The sequence below is a fragment of the Microcystis sp. LE19-84.1B genome (assembly GCF_027531875.1).
GTDB lineage: Bacteria > Cyanobacteriota > Cyanobacteriia > Cyanobacteriales > Microcystaceae > Microcystis > Microcystis panniformis.
On record NZ_JAPZSR010000336.1, the window covers coordinates 39,646 to 57,466 of the forward strand.

General features: G+C 41.4%; 25 protein-coding genes and 1 pseudogene. 14 read left to right on the forward strand and 12 right to left on the reverse strand.

Annotated features, from left to right (window positions below):
* Positions 1-33: 33 nt before the first annotated feature.
* The 6 genes from O9324_RS19400 to O9324_RS19425 all read left to right on the forward strand — a co-directional run bounded on the left by O9324_RS19400 (position 34) and on the right by O9324_RS19425 (position 3,189).
* Positions 34-561, forward strand: a complete 528-nt coding sequence (locus O9324_RS19400) for a hypothetical protein (protein WP_288141059.1) — start codon at positions 34-36, stop codon at positions 559-561.
* Positions 562-771: 210 nt separating this feature from the next.
* The gene (locus O9324_RS19405) at positions 772-1,047 is read left to right on the forward strand and encodes a BrnT family toxin (protein WP_288141060.1); all 276 of its coding nucleotides are present in this window, start codon (positions 772-774) and stop codon (positions 1,045-1,047) included.
* The gene (locus O9324_RS19410; protein WP_002800716.1) at positions 1,031-1,231 is read left to right on the forward strand and encodes a hypothetical protein; all 201 of its coding nucleotides are present in this window, start codon (positions 1,031-1,033) and stop codon (positions 1,229-1,231) included. Before O9324_RS19405 ends, O9324_RS19410 begins: the two co-directional genes overlap by 17 nt.
* A 260-nt stretch (positions 1,232-1,491) precedes the next feature.
* Positions 1,492-1,995: a hypothetical protein gene (locus O9324_RS19415; RefSeq protein ID WP_002800714.1), complete on the forward strand. Its 504-nt coding sequence runs from the start codon at positions 1,492-1,494 to the stop codon at positions 1,993-1,995.
* Between the two features lie 583 nt (positions 1,996-2,578).
* The gene (locus O9324_RS19420; RefSeq protein ID WP_288141061.1) at positions 2,579-2,938 is read left to right on the forward strand and encodes a DUF6883 domain-containing protein; all 360 of its coding nucleotides are present in this window, start codon (positions 2,579-2,581) and stop codon (positions 2,936-2,938) included.
* A 5-nt stretch (positions 2,939-2,943) separates the two neighbouring features.
* On the forward strand, positions 2,944-3,189 hold the full coding sequence (locus O9324_RS19425; RefSeq protein ID WP_147069444.1) for a hypothetical protein: 246 nt from the start codon (positions 2,944-2,946) through the stop codon (positions 3,187-3,189).
* A gap of 259 nt (positions 3,190-3,448) precedes the next feature.
* Here the strand turns inward: O9324_RS19425 and O9324_RS19430 are convergent, their stop codons facing one another.
* Positions 3,449-3,865 carry a hypothetical protein gene (locus O9324_RS19430; protein ID WP_002800709.1) on the reverse strand — a complete coding sequence of 139 codons (417 nt, stop codon included), beginning with the start codon at positions 3,863-3,865 and terminating at the stop codon, positions 3,449-3,451.
* Positions 3,866-3,926: 61 nt separating this feature from the next.
* On the opposite strand from O9324_RS19430, the pseudogene O9324_RS19435 reads away from it, so the two are divergent.
* Positions 3,927-4,037, forward strand: a pseudogene (locus tag O9324_RS19435) (protein translocase subunit SecF); the annotation flags it as partial.
* On the opposite strand, the gene O9324_RS19440 reads toward O9324_RS19435, so the two are convergent.
* Positions 4,034-4,225 (reverse strand): XRE family transcriptional regulator, encoded by a 192-nt coding sequence (locus O9324_RS19440; RefSeq protein ID WP_288141062.1) that lies wholly within the window; start codon positions 4,223-4,225, stop codon positions 4,034-4,036. The pseudogene O9324_RS19435 and the gene O9324_RS19440 sit on opposite strands and share 4 nt — an antisense overlap.
* A 29-nt stretch (positions 4,226-4,254) precedes the next feature.
* Positions 4,255-5,469, reverse strand: a complete 1,215-nt coding sequence (locus tag O9324_RS19445) for an RNA-guided endonuclease InsQ/TnpB family protein (RefSeq protein ID WP_149985689.1) — start codon at positions 5,467-5,469, stop codon at positions 4,255-4,257.
* A gap of 50 nt (positions 5,470-5,519) precedes the next feature.
* Between O9324_RS19445 and tnpA the strand changes: the two genes are divergently transcribed.
* A complete protein-coding gene (gene tnpA, locus O9324_RS19450) occupies positions 5,520-5,921 on the forward strand; it encodes an IS200/IS605 family transposase (RefSeq protein WP_149985688.1) in 402 nt (133 codons plus the stop codon).
* Here the strand turns inward: tnpA and O9324_RS19455 are convergent.
* Complete coding sequence (locus O9324_RS19455; RefSeq protein ID WP_261779590.1) at positions 5,903-6,088, reverse strand: helix-turn-helix domain-containing protein; 186 nt, start codon at positions 6,086-6,088, stop codon at positions 5,903-5,905. The two genes, tnpA and O9324_RS19455, sit on opposite strands and share 19 nt — an antisense overlap.
* Positions 6,089-6,225: 137 nt before the next feature.
* Positions 6,226-7,403, reverse strand: a protein-coding gene (locus O9324_RS19460; protein WP_125730803.1) for an IS630-like element ISMae25 family transposase whose coding sequence is annotated in 2 segments (ribosomal slippage) — positions 6,226-6,962 and positions 6,962-7,403 — 1,179 coding nt in all. Because the reading frame shifts where the segments join, the coding sequence is not laid out codon by codon here.
* Between the two features lie 280 nt (positions 7,404-7,683).
* On the opposite strand from O9324_RS19460, the gene O9324_RS19465 reads away from it, so the two are divergent.
* The 4 genes from O9324_RS19465 to O9324_RS19485 all read left to right on the forward strand — a co-directional run bounded on the left by O9324_RS19465 (position 7,684) and on the right by O9324_RS19485 (position 9,258).
* A complete protein-coding gene (locus O9324_RS19465) occupies positions 7,684-7,944 on the forward strand; it encodes an IS66 family transposase (protein WP_147072116.1) in 261 nt (86 codons plus the stop codon).
* 200 nt (positions 7,945-8,144) lie between these two features.
* On the forward strand, positions 8,145-8,522 hold the full coding sequence (locus tag O9324_RS27300; RefSeq protein ID WP_242034480.1) for a pentapeptide repeat-containing protein: 378 nt from the start codon (positions 8,145-8,147) through the stop codon (positions 8,520-8,522).
* Positions 8,523-8,567: 45 nt separating this feature from the next.
* Positions 8,568-8,921, forward strand: coding sequence for a DUF433 domain-containing protein (locus tag O9324_RS19480; protein WP_288141066.1), 354 nt, complete (start codon positions 8,568-8,570; stop codon positions 8,919-8,921).
* Positions 8,896-9,258, forward strand: a complete 363-nt coding sequence (locus O9324_RS19485; protein ID WP_147072118.1) for a DUF5615 family PIN-like protein — start codon at positions 8,896-8,898, stop codon at positions 9,256-9,258. Before O9324_RS19480 ends, O9324_RS19485 begins: the two co-directional genes overlap by 26 nt.
* Positions 9,259-9,294: 36 nt before the next feature.
* On the opposite strand, the gene O9324_RS27555 is transcribed toward O9324_RS19485, so the two are convergent.
* The 7 genes from O9324_RS27555 to O9324_RS19525 all read right to left on the reverse strand — a co-directional run bounded on the left by O9324_RS27555 (position 9,295) and on the right by O9324_RS19525 (position 15,013).
* A complete protein-coding gene (locus O9324_RS27555) occupies positions 9,295-10,218 on the reverse strand; it encodes a rhomboid family intramembrane serine protease (RefSeq protein ID WP_502846592.1) in 924 nt (307 codons plus the stop codon).
* Between the two features lie 185 nt (positions 10,219-10,403).
* On the reverse strand, positions 10,404-10,631 hold the full coding sequence (locus O9324_RS19495; protein ID WP_002778028.1) for a hypothetical protein: 228 nt from the start codon (positions 10,629-10,631) through the stop codon (positions 10,404-10,406).
* Positions 10,618-10,869, reverse strand: coding sequence for a hypothetical protein (locus O9324_RS19500; protein WP_002778026.1), 252 nt, complete (start codon positions 10,867-10,869; stop codon positions 10,618-10,620). The genes O9324_RS19495 and O9324_RS19500 overlap by 14 nt, the downstream gene beginning before the upstream one ends.
* A gap of 269 nt (positions 10,870-11,138) precedes the next feature.
* Positions 11,139-11,624: a crossover junction endodeoxyribonuclease RuvC gene (locus O9324_RS19505; RefSeq protein WP_002763127.1), complete on the reverse strand. Its 486-nt coding sequence runs from the start codon at positions 11,622-11,624 to the stop codon at positions 11,139-11,141.
* A 3-nt stretch (positions 11,625-11,627) separates the two neighbouring features.
* Positions 11,628-12,731 carry a non-hydrolyzing UDP-N-acetylglucosamine 2-epimerase gene (gene wecB / locus O9324_RS19510; RefSeq protein ID WP_147072124.1) on the reverse strand — a complete coding sequence of 368 codons (1,104 nt, stop codon included), beginning with the start codon at positions 12,729-12,731 and terminating at the stop codon, positions 11,628-11,630.
* A 121-nt stretch (positions 12,732-12,852) separates the two neighbouring features.
* On the reverse strand, positions 12,853-14,184 hold the full coding sequence (locus tag O9324_RS19520) for an MlaD family protein (RefSeq protein ID WP_012264207.1): 1,332 nt from the start codon (positions 14,182-14,184) through the stop codon (positions 12,853-12,855).
* 46 nt (positions 14,185-14,230) lie between these two features.
* Entirely contained in the window at positions 14,231-15,013 is a 783-nt protein-coding gene (locus O9324_RS19525) for an ABC transporter ATP-binding protein (protein WP_002739028.1), read from the reverse strand.
* Between the two features lie 87 nt (positions 15,014-15,100).
* Between O9324_RS19525 and O9324_RS19530 the strand changes: the two genes are divergently transcribed.
* A complete protein-coding gene (locus O9324_RS19530) occupies positions 15,101-15,292 on the forward strand; it encodes a hypothetical protein (protein WP_288141063.1) in 192 nt (63 codons plus the stop codon).
* 69 nt (positions 15,293-15,361) lie between these two features.
* Positions 15,362-17,821, forward strand: a 2,460-nt coding sequence (locus tag O9324_RS19535; RefSeq protein ID WP_288141064.1) for a TIGR03960 family B12-binding radical SAM protein, incomplete at its 3' end; no start/stop codon positions are given.

Genomic DNA, 17,821 nt, shown 5'->3' on the forward strand with positions numbered 1-17,821 from the left:
TCACAATAACAGGTTTCCTTAGAGGACAAAACCATGAAACGACTTAACTCCCAAAATCTCTTAATTGCTTCCTTATTAGGATTGTCAACGCTTTTTGCTGGTTCCTATCCTTCGGTTAAAGCACAATCAGAACCAAAACTAGGCTGTCAAGCTACTGTCAATAAAGTCCTCCAAGAAATTCGCTCTAAAGGGGTTAGAAGGACTTGGTTTAAGCTTTATGAGGAAAGAGCCAATGAAAATAACACGGGTAATCCAACTAACAGAACAGACGAGTTACATATAATTTTAAGTGCTTGGGATTTCACTAAAAAACCTACTGTTGATTCTCGAAGTCAATCCATTATTGATAATATCATGGGTTCTAAAAGTTTATTGAAAAGTTGGGCAGATAGAATTGTTGTTAATTGTAGCAATACAGCGATAGTTGGTTTTGGTAATGATCAATCAGATTGGGGTGAAGATTACTACATTCAATCTGATGGAACGACAAAATTAAATAAGTGTGTTAAACCAGAAAATGCTCCTAGTCCTCTTCCTTGGGGGGTTTCAGTCTGCCTATGAAAATCGGCTCTCCCGACATTATGGGGTAAAATGTTAGTGTATGTTACATTCTGGGTGCAGGTTCCTTGCGCCCCTACAGTAGGGCAAATTCGTTTTCTGTCGCGCCGTATGGTATACGCCCTATCTTAGATAACCTTTTCTTATCACCACAAGTACGGGAGAGCCAGAAATTCTGCTATAATTTTCAGCCAACCCATATAAATGTAACCCATGTTATTCGATTGGGACGAGGAGAAAGCCAAAAGGAGCTTGGCCAAACATGGTGTTTCTTTCGATGAAGCTAAATCCGTGTTCTATGATTCCTTATTTTTAACCTTTGCCGATCCAGAACACTCTCTTGGGGAGCGACGTTTTATTATAATGGGAGAATCAGCCAAAGGACGATTGCTAGTTGTTTCTTATACTGACCGCACGGAAACCACACGCTTAATTAGTGCCCGTTTAGCTACCACCCAAGAACGTAAAGCTTATGAATCAGACCTGTGATCTAGATGATGATTTACGCCCCGAATATGACTTTACTAAACTTCCAGTCATAGCAAGAGGTCAAGGGCGAAAAAGAACTACTTTAACCGTCGAAATAGACCCCGACGTTGCTACTATTTTTCCTGATTCAGCAGCCGTTAATGAAGGATTACGTTTGTTATTACGCCTAATTCAAAATAGTTAACCTCAAGTAATTGAACAGTCTTTAACTATCTCAAAAACATCATAATCGCGGTATTCAAATAAGTGAGGCTGACTCACCCGACTTGATAAATTGAGAGAGGTTACATTCTGGGCGCAGGTTCCTTGCGCCCCTACAGTTCCTAGGCGTGTAGGTTGGGTTAAGGAACGAAACCCAACACAATCAACAGTTACTTTTTTAACGTCAATTCAACTACTAACAAAAATGTTTCATTTAATTAAGTTTCCTCAGAGGACAAAACCATGAAACGACTTAACTCCCAAAATCTCTTAATTGCTTCCTTATTAGGATTGTCAACGCTTTTTGCTGGTTCCTATCCTTCGGTTAAAGCACAATCAGAACCAAAGCTAGGCTGTCAAGCTACTGTCAATAAAGTCCTTGAAGAAATTCGCTCAAAGGGAGTTAGAAGGGTTAAGTTTAGTATTTATAAAGGAACAGCTAATAGTTATAGAACGGGAAATCCAACGAATAGAACTGATGTATTGAATATTGCATTAAGTTCAGTGGATTGGAGTGTGACCACTAGATCTGACCCAAAAATAGAGAGCATAATTATTAATATTATGGAATCTAAAATTTTAATGAAAAGTTGGACGGATAAAATTGTTGCTAATTGTGGTAATACCGCTATAGTTTCTTTTGGTGTATATCCATCAGATTGGGGTGAAGATTACTACATTCAATCTGATGGAACGACAAAATTAAATAAGTGTGTTCCTGCTGGGACACCCGGACTATTACCTTGAAGGGTTTCAATCTGCCTATGAAAATATAGCGGTATTCAGTAAGTTTTAGCATATAATAAGTCTAGGCGTGTAGCTTTAGCTAAGGTACGAAACCCAACAATTACTGCCTATTGAAATTAACGTCTAGTTTCGCATGACCAAGATCCTCATCATACTTGATATAATGAGATTACAGACTGTTTTTATTCAACTAAGAGACATGAAATCCATGATAACAATACCTATCACCCTAGAACAACTCATTTCTGTCATTCAACAATTACAGCCCAGTGAGCGGACAAAAATAGCCAATCTTTCTTAGAATATTTAACAGAATAAATCTGATCGCCTATTTGATAATGATCATGCGATCGCTGATAGGTTATACTAAATCCAGTTATTAAAAACTGATTATTTATTCCCCTTGCCTTTTGCCTCTTGCCTTTTGCCTCTCCTCATAACTAGCCTGTACTCAACGGATTTAGTATTAGATATATTAACAGAGTATTGACAACAAAACAAAACTTGATTATGGACATTACTATTCACTTTGGTAAACGATATAAGCATGGAGCAAAATTGGCAATCGGGGAATCCATTACCAATGGCAAAACAAGCTGAGATCGATCCTCGTAAATTCACTGAATACTCTATGAATCCATTCAATACTAACAATCAAGGAAAATGGCAAGCATTTATGATTCTTGGATATAATATAGAAAGTTCTCAAGGTCGTCAAATAGCGGCTCAGTCAATTATCAATCAAATCAGACTACACTTAGAAAATAATCCAGCTACCTTAGATGAACCTAGTGAATATGGAATTCGATTTACGGTTATAATACCCATAATAGGGATTAATTACCTTCAAGGAACATTAGTCACAAAATGGCAAATTGACAAAAACAAACAAATTCCTAGATTAATAACAAACTGGCTGAAAATTAATCAAAACAATGGGTAAATACCATGAAAGCAAAACTGTATGATGGAATTGTAACATTAGTAGATATTAGTGCTGATTTTGGTGAGCGTCTTATTCCCAAAGGAACAGAAGGTAGTATTATTGAATGCTATGAAAATCCTGAAGGTTACGCCGTTGATTTAGGGATTCCTGATGATAGTTCAGTAACGGGTTATAATTATGAAAATGTTATTCTCTATCCCGAACAATTTATCGTCATCAATCCCATTAGCCAAACGGCTGCCGCCTAGATTCTGGGGTTGATCATTGTGCATAATTCATATAGTGTCGATCGGTAACATTATAGTAGGTTAGCGTATAGGTTGGGTTGAGGAACGAAACCCAACACAACCAACAGTTACTTTTTTTAACGTCAAATCAACTACTAAGCTACCAACAAAAATGTGCCATTTTAATTAACTTTTCTCAGAGGACAAAACCATGAAACTACCTAAATCCCAAAATCTGTTAATTGCTTCCTTATTAGAATTCTCAAAGCTTTTCACTAGGTCATATCCTTAATCCAAAAACACGCCGAGTATCAAATTGAAGCATGACCCAAAGAATGGCAATCCCGATCGCTACTCCAAAAATAGCCGGGAGATTACCCGTGAAGATCCAAATAACATTTAAAAGCAAGCCGATTGCTTGAGTAACTACCGTGCCATACCAAGCCCACTTCTGAATTGAGAATAAACCAATACTGGAGGCAAATTGGACAATGCTAAGCGAAGAAAGTAGTAAAGCGAGTAAAAATCCGATAAATGACAATATGGCCGCGTCTGAAGTATTTCCAGCCAACAGTCCACCAAGGATCGCTCCACCAAACATTAGAAGTAAACCTGCTATGACACCAAACAGAGAAAAGATAAGCTGGATCACAGCGACGACTATAACACTCTGAGGGAGTCTTTTACGAGGTTCCATAATTTCCCCTTAAACTTCTGAAGGACATATCAAGTTTATACCACATCGATCGCTGTCAACAGCTTTAATTATTGGTTTCGTAGCCGGGGCCTATTCGAGTATTTTTATCGCTAGTACCCTACTAGCTTGGTGGCGCAGTCGTTCCCATCGACCCACACTCAATTACAGTTAGGATGCCATTGGTGAAGAATCAGTGGTTCTTGGATGGGTCGTAATAGTAATTTCAACCTGTTGATTGAGACGACCCAAAATTGAGATCAAACGGTCAATAGTAAAGCGTCCCAAATTAGCACGGCGAATCTGGACAAATTCACTGTGATTAATTCCAGTTCGCACTTGAGCATCGCGGGTTGTTGACATCCTCACCGCCGTGAACGGACGGTGATTCCCTACAGATCGAACAAACTTAATTGAACGATCTTCGGATGGGTTGACGCTTCACGGGACGATGCTTCTTTAACAGAAGTCTTACACTTTCCTCCACGTCCGTTTAAAGTCTCCGATTGCCCACCGGCGACCTTGATATTAATTGCGGCGTTTACATCCCTATCATGGAAAGTCCCACAAAAAAGACATTCCCACTCACGGATATTCAACGCTTTCTTACCGCCGATATTCCCACAACAGGAACATCTCTGAGACGTTGGCTCCCATCGGGAAATTATCCGAAAATCACGCCCATATTTATCAGATTTTGCCGATAGCATATCTCGGAAAGAACGCCATCCTAAGTCTGATATAGCACGGGATAACTTGCGATTTTTAACCATTCCCGATGTGTTTAAATACTCTAAAATTATCGTTTGATTTTCACGAACAACTCTAGTGGATAGTTTATGCAAGAAATCAGTACGAGTGTCTTTAATCTTTGCGTGGATTTTAGCTACTCGTTTCCTAGCTTTTTCCCGTCGTTTACTTCCTTTCTGTTTTCTAGAAAGGTTTTTCTGTGCTTTTCTTAGTCGTTTTAATCGTTTCTTTAACGGTTTCGGTGCGTCTATCTTTTCCCCTGTTGAGAGGGTAGCAAAGGTAGCAATCCCTAGATCAATTCCCACTGACTCCCCATTATTGGGAAGTATTTCGGGCTGAATCTCGACAACAAAGCTGAGAAAATAGCGATCCGCCGCATCTTTAATCACGGTGACGCTAGAAGGTTTAGAAGGTAATGGACGACTCCAAACTATTCTTAGATCACCGATTTTCGCTAAAGTAACGCAGTGTTGGTTAACGGTAAAACCATTATCGGTAAATCTTGCTGATTGTTTAGATTTACGCTTCTTAAATTTAGGAGGTTTGACTTTTCTTCCTTTTCTCTCTCCCTTACAAGATGCAAAGAAGTTAGAGTAAGCAGTCTCTAAGTCTCTCAAAGACTGTTGTAAAGGAATAGAAGAAACCTCGGTTAGCCACCGTTTTTCTTCTGTTTTTTTGACTTGAGTTAGTCTTTTAGATAACTCAGTATATTTTGGCTTTTTCTCCCCTTGTCGATAGAGTTCTTGACAGTAAGCTAAGGTATCGTTCCAGACAACACGCACACACCCGAACAACTGAGACAAAAGCCTCTTTTGTTGGTCTGTTGGGTAAATACGGTATTGATACCTCGCTTTCATTGGGTTAAGATGTGTGTGTCTGTACTCTATTCTAACTAGGTCTGTTAATAATATCAAGTCAGTTGCGAAGAGAAAGAAACTCTGTTTCCGATTTAAAGATACATTTGGTCTGTGTGACAAAATACAGAAGTAAGGTTTTTACTGGTAAAAGTCTGACTTTGGTTGAAAAATCTTTTAGGGAAGTTGCGGAAAAGATGAATTTTCAGATATTGGAATTTAACGGGGAGTCCGATCATGTACACGCATTGATTGAATATCCACCGAAATTATCTATTTCCGTGATGGTCAATTCTTTAAAGGGAGTCTCTAGTCGCAGGCATGGACAAGCTGGTTATCCTAAACCGTACGGGAAAGACGCTCTTTGGTCGCCCAGTTATTTCGTCTCTTCTGTAGGAGGTGCGCCACTGGAAGTTCTTAAGTCTTATATCAAAGATCAGGAAAAGCCGTCGTAAAACGACGGGGTTTTAACCCAAATTTTCGATAAGTCTTCCTTCTCCAGAACCTTGATAATTTCAGCAGCAAGCAGTGCTTTCGCTTGTCGCACGTCCGCATCTACATCGCCAAAATCGCGGTACACATTACCGCTACCTTGTACCAGTTCAAATTGTTCTTCACTCATGAGAGTTCCTCCTTCAATCCCTTGAGCCGTGCTTTGATAACTGATACCACCTGTCAAGCCCCATTATATCTGTTGAAGTTTTTGCTTGTGTCAATCGAAGCGGCGATCGCCTTATAATATCTAGTGGACTGTTTCAGCTAATTTGGTGCAATAGATTCTCCCGATTCCTCCTCCTCAAACACAGGATAAAGATGTTTCAGCTTGACCCTAGCATCGCTGGTCGTAAACGTCCATATTACTGTAGATGCAGTCTGATTACGTTCTTTTTGCCAGGTTTCTATCTCCCTTTTCAGTTCTTCCTTGCTAGAAATCCTTCTATCTAAACATTGCCTCGATAAGACGCTTAGTTCAGTTTCGGCTACATTTAACCAGCTACCATTACGAGGTGTGTAATAAATTTCCAGTCTTCTAGCTAAACGATGAGCAACGGGTGCTGGAAATGCTTCATAAAGCGAGGCTATGTTATGAGTGTTGAGATTATCACAGACGAGCTTGACTTTTCGAGCCTTTGGATAGTCCACATCCAATAATTGACGAATTTCTTCTGCCCAATCTATTCGGGTTCGACTATCTCGGTTACTCACCCGTCTCCATCCTCGATGGGGGTCAAAAAACATGAACAAGGCTTGAACCCCTTCACGACTATAGTGATAGTCTTCTTTTTTATCTTGTCCAGGTTGCATGGGTATCGGAGGGTAAACTTCTCCAAGTAGTTGCTTTGATGCTTCGTCCATCGCGATTAACGGTTCTTCTTCCGATGGCTGAGTGCCATACAGGTCAAGGACAACTTCCATCTGGGCAACAAATCGGGCTAAATCCTGTTCCGGAATACAGTATCTTTGGGTTTTCCAAGGGCGTAATTGGTTTTTTTTAGAGTACGCCACACCGTTGGACTGGAAATCTCGGTGATAATTTGTCTTTGTTTGAGTTCCGAGGTTAATAGTCGGATTGTCCACTCGGCTCGGCCAGATGGTGGCTCCGAACAGCACAGGGCAATGATTTGGGCGGCGGCGGCTCCATCAACTTTTGCCGGAGTGGGGGGAGTTTTTCTCGATTTCCGTTCTAATGCTGGTTTTTCGCCTTTTTGAAGAAATCTTTGACGAATACGTCCCACTGTATTTCTATGAACTTCTAAAGCTTCGCCTATTTCTTCATCTGTCCATTTCCTTTTCGCCTGTTCTCCCTCGTCACACATCAGCAAAATCCGAGCGTGGAGAATTTTTTTAGCTGGTGCATAGCCATTACGACTGATTTGTTCGAGGTTTTCTCTTTGTTCCCCTGTTAGATTGACTTTATCTCGCCGACCTCTTCCCATGATTGATGTCCTCTGCTTGTTCGAGCTATTGCCCTATTTTAGCTGAAACAGTCCACTAGTAGCCATTTTGGGGATTTGGTGCGTTACTGCGGCGAAAAAACCCGATCCCTCCTCCCCAAAGACGTAGAAGAGAGCGGCTACTCCGAGAGAGCGGTATCCATCGTCTCAGTCTTGAGTGGAATGTACCGTCATTCCCATCGGATGGTGGTTTGTACGATGTCCGACTTATTTGGGGTGAAGATGTCTCTGGGGACAGTCAATCGTCTGAGAAAGGAAGGAAGTGAGGCACTATCAGCCCTCTGTGGCGGAAGCCGAAGCCTACATCCAAGCCGCGCCGATAGTGGGGGCCGACGAGACGGGTTTTGCACAAGGAAATGCCGATGGACAAAATCCTCAGTCCAAGAGAGCTTGGTTGTGGGTAGCCGTCACCCCGTCGGTCAGCTTCTTTCAAGTCATGCTGTCGCGCTCTAGTGCAGCGGCTCAAGCAGGGAATGAGATTTGGGTGGTAGCAGGGAATTATAAAATTTTGCCATTATCTTGAATATTTTAGGAAAATTCTGTGTTACGATAGTCCGTTGGTTATCCCGTTTTCAAGTTGATTGAGGTGGAACAGTTATGAAATTAACTACTCTTTTTTCAATTTTTATCCTATCTTGTGTTAGTTTAGCTAATCCTAGCCGTGCAGAAAATCCTGATCATGTTAAGAAACTTAAGTAAACCAAACAATGCCCAGGATGTGATTTGAGTGGTGCGGATTTGAGGGGATTAAATCTAAGACAAGCCAATTTACAAGGTGCGGATTTGAGTGGTGTTAATCTAAGCGGTTCTGATTTGACAAAAGCCAATCTAAGTAATGCAATTTTGACGGGATCTAACTTGGGTGGTGCCAAGTTGATAGGGGCAAATCTATCTAGCGCAAGACTTAACAGTTCTTATATGGGCGAGACAAAATTAATGGATGCCAATTTAAAGGTAGCAAGTTTGATAAATGCTGATATAGGCCAGGCTAATTTTACAGGTGCCGATGTTACAGATGCTAATTTTAATGGTGTAAGATGTCATACTTGGACAACTTACACAGGGCTAGATGGAAGCACAAGTACAGCATGGTGTAAATAACTAACACTATCCTTTAGATTCAGTACAGCTTCGGTAAATTTTATGATGCAACTCGAAGACTATTTTAACTTTCTAGCCCCTAATGACATTCGGTTAAAAGGAACAAGAATTGGTATTGAAACCATTCTCTATGACTATATTTATCATGCCAAAACACCTGAAGAAATTGCTAAAACTTACTCATCTTTGAGCTTAGAACAAGTTTATGCAACAATTCTGTACTATTTGCATGAGCAAGAAAAAATAACCAATTACTTAACCGAATGGATCGAACATGGAGAAAGAATGAGAGAAATACAAAAACAAAATCCTCCTCCTGTTGCGGAAAAATTGAGAAAATTAAGGGAACAAAAAAAAGCAATCAAACAAGCAAATGAGTCTGAAATATCTCTTAGATGAAAATGTTGATCCTCTCTATGCGACTCAACTAAGAAGACTCAAGCCTGATTTAGTTATTAGAGTGATTGGAGAACCTGTTACACCAGATAAAGGAACATTAGATACTGAAATTCTCTGCTGGTGTGAAGAAAATAATTTTATTCTGGTAACAAATAATCGGACTTCTATGCCAGTACATTTGGTTGACCATACAGCAAAAAATCGTCATATTCCTGGTATTTTTATTCTGAATCCTAATTTGAGTATTGGGGAAAATATAGATGAGTTAATTCTGGCGGCTGAAGCTTCATTTGATAATGAGTATCAAGACCGAATTGATTATCTTCCTTTACCTTGAATCTGTTTGACTTAAGCATAATATAATTTATCACCATCAACGATCTTCATTATTTTGCCGTTGTTGTTCTTCCCAATCGCGCTGTTCTTGTTCTTTCCACTGGCGATATCGTTCTTCTGCTTCTACACGATCACGATGACGCGCCTCTGCGTGACCCGCTTGAGGAATTGTATCTTTCTGCTCCCCTGATGTGCTTGAAGATCCTCCAGCTATTGCACAAGCGATAAAACCAATGACTCCCAATATGAAATTGATGAAATTATCACCAGTCAATAGCCAATTTACAAACCAAAAAGTGATAAAAATAAAGAAAAATAGACGAAAAAACACACTTCTCATGGCTCTTCCTTTTTCTTGAGCAATGAACTCAGCCGCTAAAGTGCCAGTTAAAAATCCAGATAGCAAGTGAGAAATTTGTTGCCCATATATAAAAACAAAAACTAAAAAAATTGAAAGGTAAACATATAAAAAATTGACCAGAAAGCCATCCTTATCATAATTTGGATCAAAATTACTCTGACCTCCTAACGCTAAAAATCCTAGATAGCCAAAAATCAGGCTACTCAACCCAATCTGAGGAGTGTTAGTCGGGGCGAAGATCCAAATCCCCAATCCTCCAACAATCCTAGTGATGATAGTAACAATCCAAAAATGACGAATTTTATAGGACTTGACTGACAAGCCTAAAATCACAAACCCTATAGTACCGACAATAAGATATTTAAAACTACCATGTAGAAACGGGGCGAATAAAATCCATCTTAACCCAAAAGGCAAAGAAGAAGAAATAATCTCATATTGATTTAATTGATGATCAAAAACAAATTGGTCTAAAATTTCTACAATCCAGAAAATAGCGACAAAAACACCTATAATCGTCATTTTTGTCTTTAAGTGACCAGTCATGAGATGATTAGTTCTTCTTGCCATATACTTTTTGAGGGAGAAAACTCTAGTCATTCCCCATTATAGTTCAGACACTGAGCCAGACAACATTAACTTGCACCATCAATACTCCTGTAGGCACAATTACCGCCACCGATGCCGATAATAACCCCTTAACCTACAGTGCGATCGCTGATCTTGTAGGTTGGGCCCGTTGTGGGTAAACAATAAATATATTTTCGTAACAGAAAGCTCATGATTCATGGATGATAAGCCGTAATAACCAGACTTCTATCGTCACCATAAATTGCTTCAACACGACGAAAACTAGAATGATTCCACCAGACTTTAATTCTATTTCCCTTGGCTGGAGCAGACCCAACAACGGCATAACCAGCATTGAACATCAATTGTTCAAAAACTTCTGCTGGCATTGTTTTAGATGAAATGGGAGAAAGACCATCAATTTGATGCTTATCGAGGGTCATAACTCCCTTTATAGGTTGTAAAAATTTGATAACCGGGTAAAACTAAGCTGATACCCGCAAAACTATGTATTGTTCCTGGATAACTTTCTTCTGCATCACTACCCCCCAATCGCCAACAGAAAGAACCCAACCAAATATAAAAGCCTGGAATCAGTGCGTCCATCGAATAGGCAATATGCTTTAACTGAGGGTTAACTTCGTTTGATGATCCCTTTTTTTGAGAAACTTTTATTTTCATTTATTTTCATTATTTTAAACTTATACTCATTTAAGAACTATACCATATTTTTATTAGCATTGACGATGACAATTATCACAATTCCACACTTAAACCCTTTGGTGCGATCGCTGATATGGTAGGTTGGGTTGAGGAAGGAAACCCAACGCTAATCAAAGATATTTGAAGGCCTTATTATCTTCAACCGTCCCATCGAACTAAGATAGTGCAAGCTTAAAGATGGCTTTTAGTTGTCAGCTAAATTTTTGCGCCAATTTCGTCAAATTGCTTCAAGAGATTTGATTGCGAACGCCACTGAAAGCAGCGTATGCGATCGCTATAGCATCTACAGCATCATTAATGGGCATTTTTGTCAATCCGAATAAATACTTAATTTGTTCGGCCACCTCCGCTTTAGTGGCCCTACCATGGCCCAGATGACATTTCCAACTAGCTTGATGGAGGAAAATCGGTTCAATTCCCCCATCGCGACAGCTAACTAGATTGATAATTCCCAATGCTTGCAGGACTCCACCGGCTGCCTTGATTTGCCGGTTAAAAAAGGGCATTTCCACGGCAATTTCCCCCGGTTTATATTCTGCGATTAACTCCTTTAAATCCCGTTCAATTTCAATCAAACGCTGGGCAGTAGAAAGATTTTTAGAAGTTTCGATCGTGCCGTAATCGACTAAAATCGGCATTAACTCACTATTATCCCGGAGAATAGCCCAACCGACAATCGCTAATCCGGGGTCGATACCCAACCAAGTAGTCATAGATTAAGCCAAAAAATCTTGGACGATTTGGAGGATTCTTTGGGATGCTTGTCCATCTCCAAAAGGATTAATTGCATTAGCCATACGATCATAGGCGATTTTATCCCCTAATAATTCTCCCGCTTGTGCTAAAATTTGCTCTGGATTAGTACCAATTAATTTCGCTGTTCCCGCTTGTACTGCTTCCGGTCTTTCCGTGGTTTCTCGCAATACTAAAACCGGTTTTCCTAAACTAGGGGCTTCTTCTTGAATGCCCCCAGAATCAGTTAATAATAAATAACAGCGTTGAATCGCCCCCACTAACTCGGCATAATCGAGAGGTTCAGTTAAAAATACCCTGGGATGATTGCCCAAAGCGGACTTTATTGGTTCTCGGACGGTGGGATTGCGATGGAGGGGTAATAATAGGGCTGTATCGGCATATTTTTCTAACAACAAAGTGAATCCTTTGATAATATCCTGTAAGGGTTCGCCCCAATTTTCCCGGCGGTGAACCGTAGCTAATAAAACCCGATAATCTGACCAATTTAAGCCCGCAATTTGACATTCTGGTGCGGTTTTGGCTACGCTTAATAAAGCATCAATAACTGTATTACCGGTGTGGTGAATATTTCCCGTCACCCCAGATTTTTGTAAATTTTCTACGGCTAAAGTAGTGGGAGCAAAATGTAGGGTAGTCAGTTGAGAAATTAGGCGGCGATTAGCTTCTTCGGGATAGGGATTATAGATATCATTAGTTCTTAATCCTGCCTCTACATGGGCGATAGGAATTTGTTGATAAAAAGCCGCTAAAGCAGCAGCAAAAGCCGTGGTAGTATCACCTTGCACAATAATTAAATCTGGTTTTATGCGCTCAAAAACCGTTTCTAAACCCCGTAAACTGCGGCAAGTAATATCGGTTAAAGTTTGACGGGTTTGCATAATATCCAGATTTTCATCTGCTTTTAAAGCAAATAATTCCATCACCTGCGCTACCATTTCTTTATGCTGTCCCGTCAGAATTACATGGGTTTGAAACTGTTCCGATTCTTGAAAAGCACGAATAACGGGAGCTAATTTAATCGCTTCAGGACGAGTTCCAAGAGTAATACAAATTGATTTCAACATATTATTATCAGTTATCAGTTATCAGTTATCAGTTATCAGTTATCAGCTATCAGTTATTAGTTATCAGTTCACTGATTACTGTTTACTGATCACTGAAAATCGCTTGAATTGTGCTGTTTTGTCATTTTTCACTCGTGGGTGGTTGTTGAACGATAAATTGGGGATAGAGTTGCATTTGCTTAGGATTTAAAGGTCGAGAGATGGTCAAAACTTTTTGTTTAGCTAACTCTTGAGTCATGGTATCTAAAGTTTGAGCGATACGCAAATTATATTCTAATTGTTCCCCGGAAGAAAGCAGATTACTTAAGCCATCGATTAAACGTCTTAAATTCTCGCGAAATTGGGGATCACCGATTAACTCATCGATATCGGAGGTGATTTTTTGAGTATTTTCAAAAGTAACCCTAGCGGATTCGAGAGTTTTTTGCAGTACGACAATTGTAGCAGGATCGTTAATAGTTTTAGTAATTTCTCGTAAATTATTCGATGTTTCCACCGCATTATTCAAAATAGTCTCGATATTTTGCATGACTTGTTTAGTATCAATTTCATCTAAACCTGCATTCAACCTCAGGGCGGTATTATTGAGATTATTAGCGAGACTACCAATACCTAAACTAGCTTGATTAATATTACCGAGAGTATCAACAATTTGTCCGCGATTTTCGCTGAGAACAGCATTGAGATTAGCGACCAATTGGGAAGATTGTTGAAAAGTCCTGCTGATTTGACTGCGATTTTCCTGAACGGTATTATCTAAAGTATTGACAAAACGGGAGGCATTATTAGCCGTATTAGTGACCGAGCGACTGGTGGTAGCTAATTCCAAAGATAGACGAGAGATTTCTCTTTGGGCATTACGGATAGTCTGGGAGGTATCATCGGATAAACGGGCGATTTTTTGAGCTGCTATAGCGGTATTTTTGGTGACATCATTGAGATTACCCACAAATTCAGGACTGGTAAAAGTATCCACTAAACGACCAACACTAGACATTAATTGTGTTCCTGTTGTCCCCTGTAAACGAGTATTATTACAGAGAATTAACTGTTGATCACAGTCGGGAGCCAGAGGGTCGAGATTTTTGGCCTCAGCACTTAAAGAAACTAAGGGAGTGATATCGATGGCTGCCTCCCCAATTAATCCGGAAAGATTGGTAGTAACAGTTACCTTCCTAGGCATAACTAAAGTAGCAGAAGCTATCTCGGCAATAACCTCCACTTGATTACTCCCCGGGATAAAACTCGTAATTCTTCCCACTCTCACCCCGCGAAAACGCACCGGCGCCCCGACTTGTAACCCTTCCACGTCGGCAAACTCGAAGATTAATTGATAGGTTCTTTGACCAAATCCCCCCCCGCGAACCCAGATAGCGAGCGCCCCAAAGACCAATAATCCGCCTAGGGCAAACAAACCTAGTCTTCCTTCCCGTAAAGCTCGCGAACTCTGCATGATTTTTCTCTCATTCTCGATAGTTCTTAATTTAGCTTAATCTAGCTTAAACGATTGTCCTAATCGGGCCTTCAATGCTGGCGCTAAAAAATTGCCGGATCATGGGATGATCGGTACGATCGATATCTGCCACTAATCCCTGCCATTGCACTTTTCCCTGATAGAGAAATACTACTCGATCGGCGGTGCGTCGGATGGTGCTTTGTTGGTGAGAAACCATCACATAAGTGTTCGCAGACCCCGATTTTTCATGGAGAGTCCGCACTAGATCCTCGATAATTGTGGAAGCTATCGGGTCTAATCCGGCGGTAGGTTCATCATACAGCAGTAATTCAGGATTATCGGCCGGATTATCGGGATTAGTGATAATAGCGCGGGCAAAAGCCACCCGTTTACGCATTCCCCCCGATAGTTCCGAAGGATAAAGGTCACTAATTCCCTGTAAACCGACCATTTCCAGGCTTTTTTCCACTAATTCCCTAATTATGGCTTTTTTTAAATTAGTTTGTTCATAAAGATAAAAACCGACATTTTCCCCGACGGTGAGAGAATCAAACAGGGCCGTTTGTTGAAAAACTAAGGAAGTTCGCATCGCTTCTCGACCATCTTCTAGCAATCCCTGACGCAATTGACCTTTAATACGAATTTCTCCAGCATTTATCCCCGTTAATCCCGCAATTAACCGTAAAACCGTTGATTTTCCCGTTCCCGACGGCCCGATAATTACCAGGGCCTCCCCTCGATAAATGGTTAAATCTAAACCATCGAGAATAACATTATCCCCGAATCTTTTCGATACTCCTCTCAATTCAATTAACGGTTCTTTCATCGTCGCTTAATTATCTTATAGCCTCTGGAATTTTAGGGAGATGGGGAAGTGGGGTAGATAGGGAAGTGGGGAAGTGGGGTGTGGGGTGTGGGGAAGTGGGGAAGTGGGGAAGTGGGGAAGTGGGGAAGTGGGGAAGTGGGGAAGTGGGGAAGCTGTCTCATCACCCTATCACCCTATCACCCTATCACCCCAAAACCCTATCACCCCAAAACCCTATCACCCCAAAACCCTATCACCCCAAAACCCTATCGCCCCAAAACCCTATCTCCCGACTCCTGAATACTGACTCGATTCTGGCTGCTATAGTAGAAAAGCACCCATTGCTGACGATATCTGAGGTAGATTGCCGTGACTATTGCTTTAGACCAACTGCTTACCCCCGACATTTTTCGACCAGCGCGTTATTTGGGCAACGAGTTAGGCGCTAAACATAAAGAATGGGCAAGTGCTGTGGTTCGTTGGGTGTTAACCTATCCGGAAGTGTACGAAGTGGGGGCATCTAACCTCGGCCATATTATCCTCTACAATATCCTCAATGCACAACCTCGCCAACTCTGCGATCGCACTTATTTACCCGCACCGGATTTAGCCCAAAAACTCAAACAGACAAAAACCACCTTATTTGCCCTAGAATCCCGTCGTTGCCTCACCGATTTTGATATTCTCGGTTTTAGTCTTAGTTACGAGCTAGGAGCCACCAATATTTTAGAAATGCTCGACCTAGCGGCAATTCCCTTGACTTGGAGAGAAAGAGACTCGGGTAACTATCCGCTAATTTTTGCCGGGGGACAAACTGCCACCTCTAACCCCGAACCCTACGCCGACTTTTTTGATTTTATCGCCCTTGGTGATGGCGAAGAATTATTGCCAGAAATCGGTTTAATTTTAGAAGAAGGTAAACTAGCTAATCTAAGCAAAGAAGAACTATTACTAGATTTAGCCCAAATTCCGGGGGTATATGTACCGCGTTTCTACGATGTCACCCCAATCGGTGCAGTTATCCCCAATCGTGACGATGTACCGAAGAGAATTTTACGCCGGGTAGCCACTCCTATCCCAGCCTATTCTATCGGTTTAGTTCCCTTCGTGGAAACGGTTCACGATCGCCTGGTGGTGGAAATTCGTCGCGGTTGCACTAGGGGATGTCGTTTCTGTCAACCGGGGATGTTAACCCGTCCCGCGCGGGATGTGCAACCGGAAGCAGTCATCGAATCGATTGAAAAAGGAATGCGAGCGACGGGATATAATGAATTTTCCTTATTATCTCTCAGTTGCTCCGATTATCTAGCTCTACCTGCCGTAGGTATGGAGATTAAAAACCGTCTCCAGAATGAGAATATATCTCTATCGTTACCCAGTCAAAGAGTCGATCGCTTTGACGAAAATATTGCTAACATAATTGGGGGCAATCGTCAATCGGGTTTAACCTTTGCACCGGAAGCGGGAACCCAACGGATGCGCGATGTGATTAACAAAGGGTTAACCAACGAAGAATTACTCAGAGGGATAAAAACTGCTGTCGAACAGGGTTGGGATAAGGTCAAACTCTATTTTATGATCGGTTTGCCAGGGGAAACCGATGTGGATGTCATCGGTATTGCGGAAACGGTGCGTTGGTTGCGTCGGGAATGTCGTTTACCGAAGCGGAAACCCCTCGATTTTACCCTAACTATCTCGAATTTTACCCCTAAACCCCATACCCCCTTCCAGTGGCATTCCGTCTCGACGGCCGAATTTATCCGCAAACAGGAGTTATTAAAACAGGAATTCCAGGGTATGAGAGGGGTAAAAGTCAATTATACCGATGTCCGCATCTCGGCCATGGAAGATTTTATCGGTCGCGGTGACAGAAGTTTAGGGAAAGTGGTGCTGCGCGCTTGGCAATTGGGAGCGGGGATGGATGCTTGGTGGGATAATACAGAAAAAGCCTATCAAGCATGGTCACAGGCGATCGAAGAATCCGGTTTAACCTGGAAATATCGTCAGGTAGAACAGGGAGAATGGAATATTTTTGTCGATGCAGACAAAGATATTTTAGAGCGTCCTTTGCCCTGGGATCATCTGGATACCGGTATCGATAAAAAATGGCTAGAGGAGGACTTAAAACGCGCTCTAGACGCGGCAACGGTTCCCGATTGTTCTTTTGAGGGTTGTTCCCATTGTGGCGTTTGTAGCGTCGATTTTGGCCATAATATCGTTATTGAAGCGCCTGCGATTCCCGGTTTTGCCGGACATTTTCAACCCAATCAAGAACGCGCCCAAAGAATTCGGGTTTGGTTTGGCAAAATTGGCGAAATGGCCCTAGTTAGCCACTTGGATCTGGTGCGTTTATTTGATCGCGTCGTCCGTCGGGCTGCTATTCCCATTTCCTTTACCGGTGGATTTCACCCTGGTCCGCGCATTTCGATCGCCAATGCTTTATCCTTGGGAGCAACCAGTAGCGGTGAGATTGTCGATTTTGAATTGACAAAAGTGATCGATTTAGAGACGTTTAAACAGCAGTTAAGAGCGCAATTACCCGCAGATTTACCAGTTTATCAGGTGGAAGAAATTCCCTTAAATGCTCCCGCTGCCACCCGTTTGTTGGAAAAAGCCGAGTATTTGCTCACTTTTAATAGTGAGGGAATTGACTGCCAACAGTGGCAAAATTGGCTCGAGGCAATTAAGCAAGCAACGGTGATGGAACGGGAAAAAACCACCAAATCCGGCAAAAAAGTCACGATTAATCTGCGAGAACAATTATATGAATTAGAGTTAAAAACTGTTGACAAACAAGCCGTTTTGTGCTATGTGGGCAGTTGTCGCAAT

Coding starts and splice junctions, on each gene's coding strand:
- O9324_RS19485 (WP_147072118.1), top strand. CDS start 8,896: ATGAGTCTGAAATATCTCTTAGATGAAAATGTTGATCCTCTCTATGCG.
- O9324_RS19440 (WP_288141062.1), bottom strand. CDS start 4,225: ATGTCAACAACCCGCGATGCTCAAGTGCGAACTGGAATTAATCACAGT.
- O9324_RS19405 (WP_288141060.1), top strand. CDS start 772: ATGTTATTCGATTGGGACGAGGAGAAAGCCAAAAGGAGCTTGGCCAAA.
- O9324_RS19425 (WP_147069444.1), top strand. CDS start 2,944: ATGAAAGCAAAACTGTATGATGGAATTGTAACATTAGTAGATATTAGT.
- O9324_RS19400 (WP_288141059.1), top strand. CDS start 34: ATGAAACGACTTAACTCCCAAAATCTCTTAATTGCTTCCTTATTAGGA.
- O9324_RS19520 (WP_012264207.1), bottom strand. CDS start 14,184: ATGCAGAGTTCGCGAGCTTTACGGGAAGGAAGACTAGGTTTGTTTGCC.
- O9324_RS19430 (WP_002800709.1), bottom strand. CDS start 3,865: ATGGAACCTCGTAAAAGACTCCCTCAGAGTGTTATAGTCGTCGCTGTG.
- O9324_RS19505 (WP_002763127.1), bottom strand. CDS start 11,624: ATGACTACTTGGTTGGGTATCGACCCCGGATTAGCGATTGTCGGTTGG.
- O9324_RS19480 (WP_288141066.1), top strand. CDS start 8,568: ATGCAACTCGAAGACTATTTTAACTTTCTAGCCCCTAATGACATTCGG.
- wecB (WP_147072124.1), bottom strand. CDS start 12,731: ATGTTGAAATCAATTTGTATTACTCTTGGAACTCGTCCTGAAGCGATT.
- O9324_RS19495 (WP_002778028.1), bottom strand. CDS start 10,631: ATGACCCTCGATAAGCATCAAATTGATGGTCTTTCTCCCATTTCATCT.
- O9324_RS19455 (WP_261779590.1), bottom strand. CDS start 6,088: ATGAGTGAAGAACAATTTGAACTGGTACAAGGTAGCGGTAATGTGTAC.
- O9324_RS19445 (WP_149985689.1), bottom strand. CDS start 5,469: ATGAAAGCGAGGTATCAATACCGTATTTACCCAACAGACCAACAAAAG.
- O9324_RS19525 (WP_002739028.1), bottom strand. CDS start 15,013: ATGAAAGAACCGTTAATTGAATTGAGAGGAGTATCGAAAAGATTCGGG.
- O9324_RS27555 (WP_502846592.1), bottom strand. CDS start 10,218: ATGACTAGAGTTTTCTCCCTCAAAAAGTATATGGCAAGAAGAACTAAT.
- O9324_RS19410 (WP_002800716.1), top strand. CDS start 1,031: ATGAATCAGACCTGTGATCTAGATGATGATTTACGCCCCGAATATGAC.
- O9324_RS19420 (WP_288141061.1), top strand. CDS start 2,579: ATGGCAAAACAAGCTGAGATCGATCCTCGTAAATTCACTGAATACTCT.
- O9324_RS19415 (WP_002800714.1), top strand. CDS start 1,492: ATGAAACGACTTAACTCCCAAAATCTCTTAATTGCTTCCTTATTAGGA.
- O9324_RS19500 (WP_002778026.1), bottom strand. CDS start 10,869: ATGAAAATAAAAGTTTCTCAAAAAAAGGGATCATCAAACGAAGTTAAC.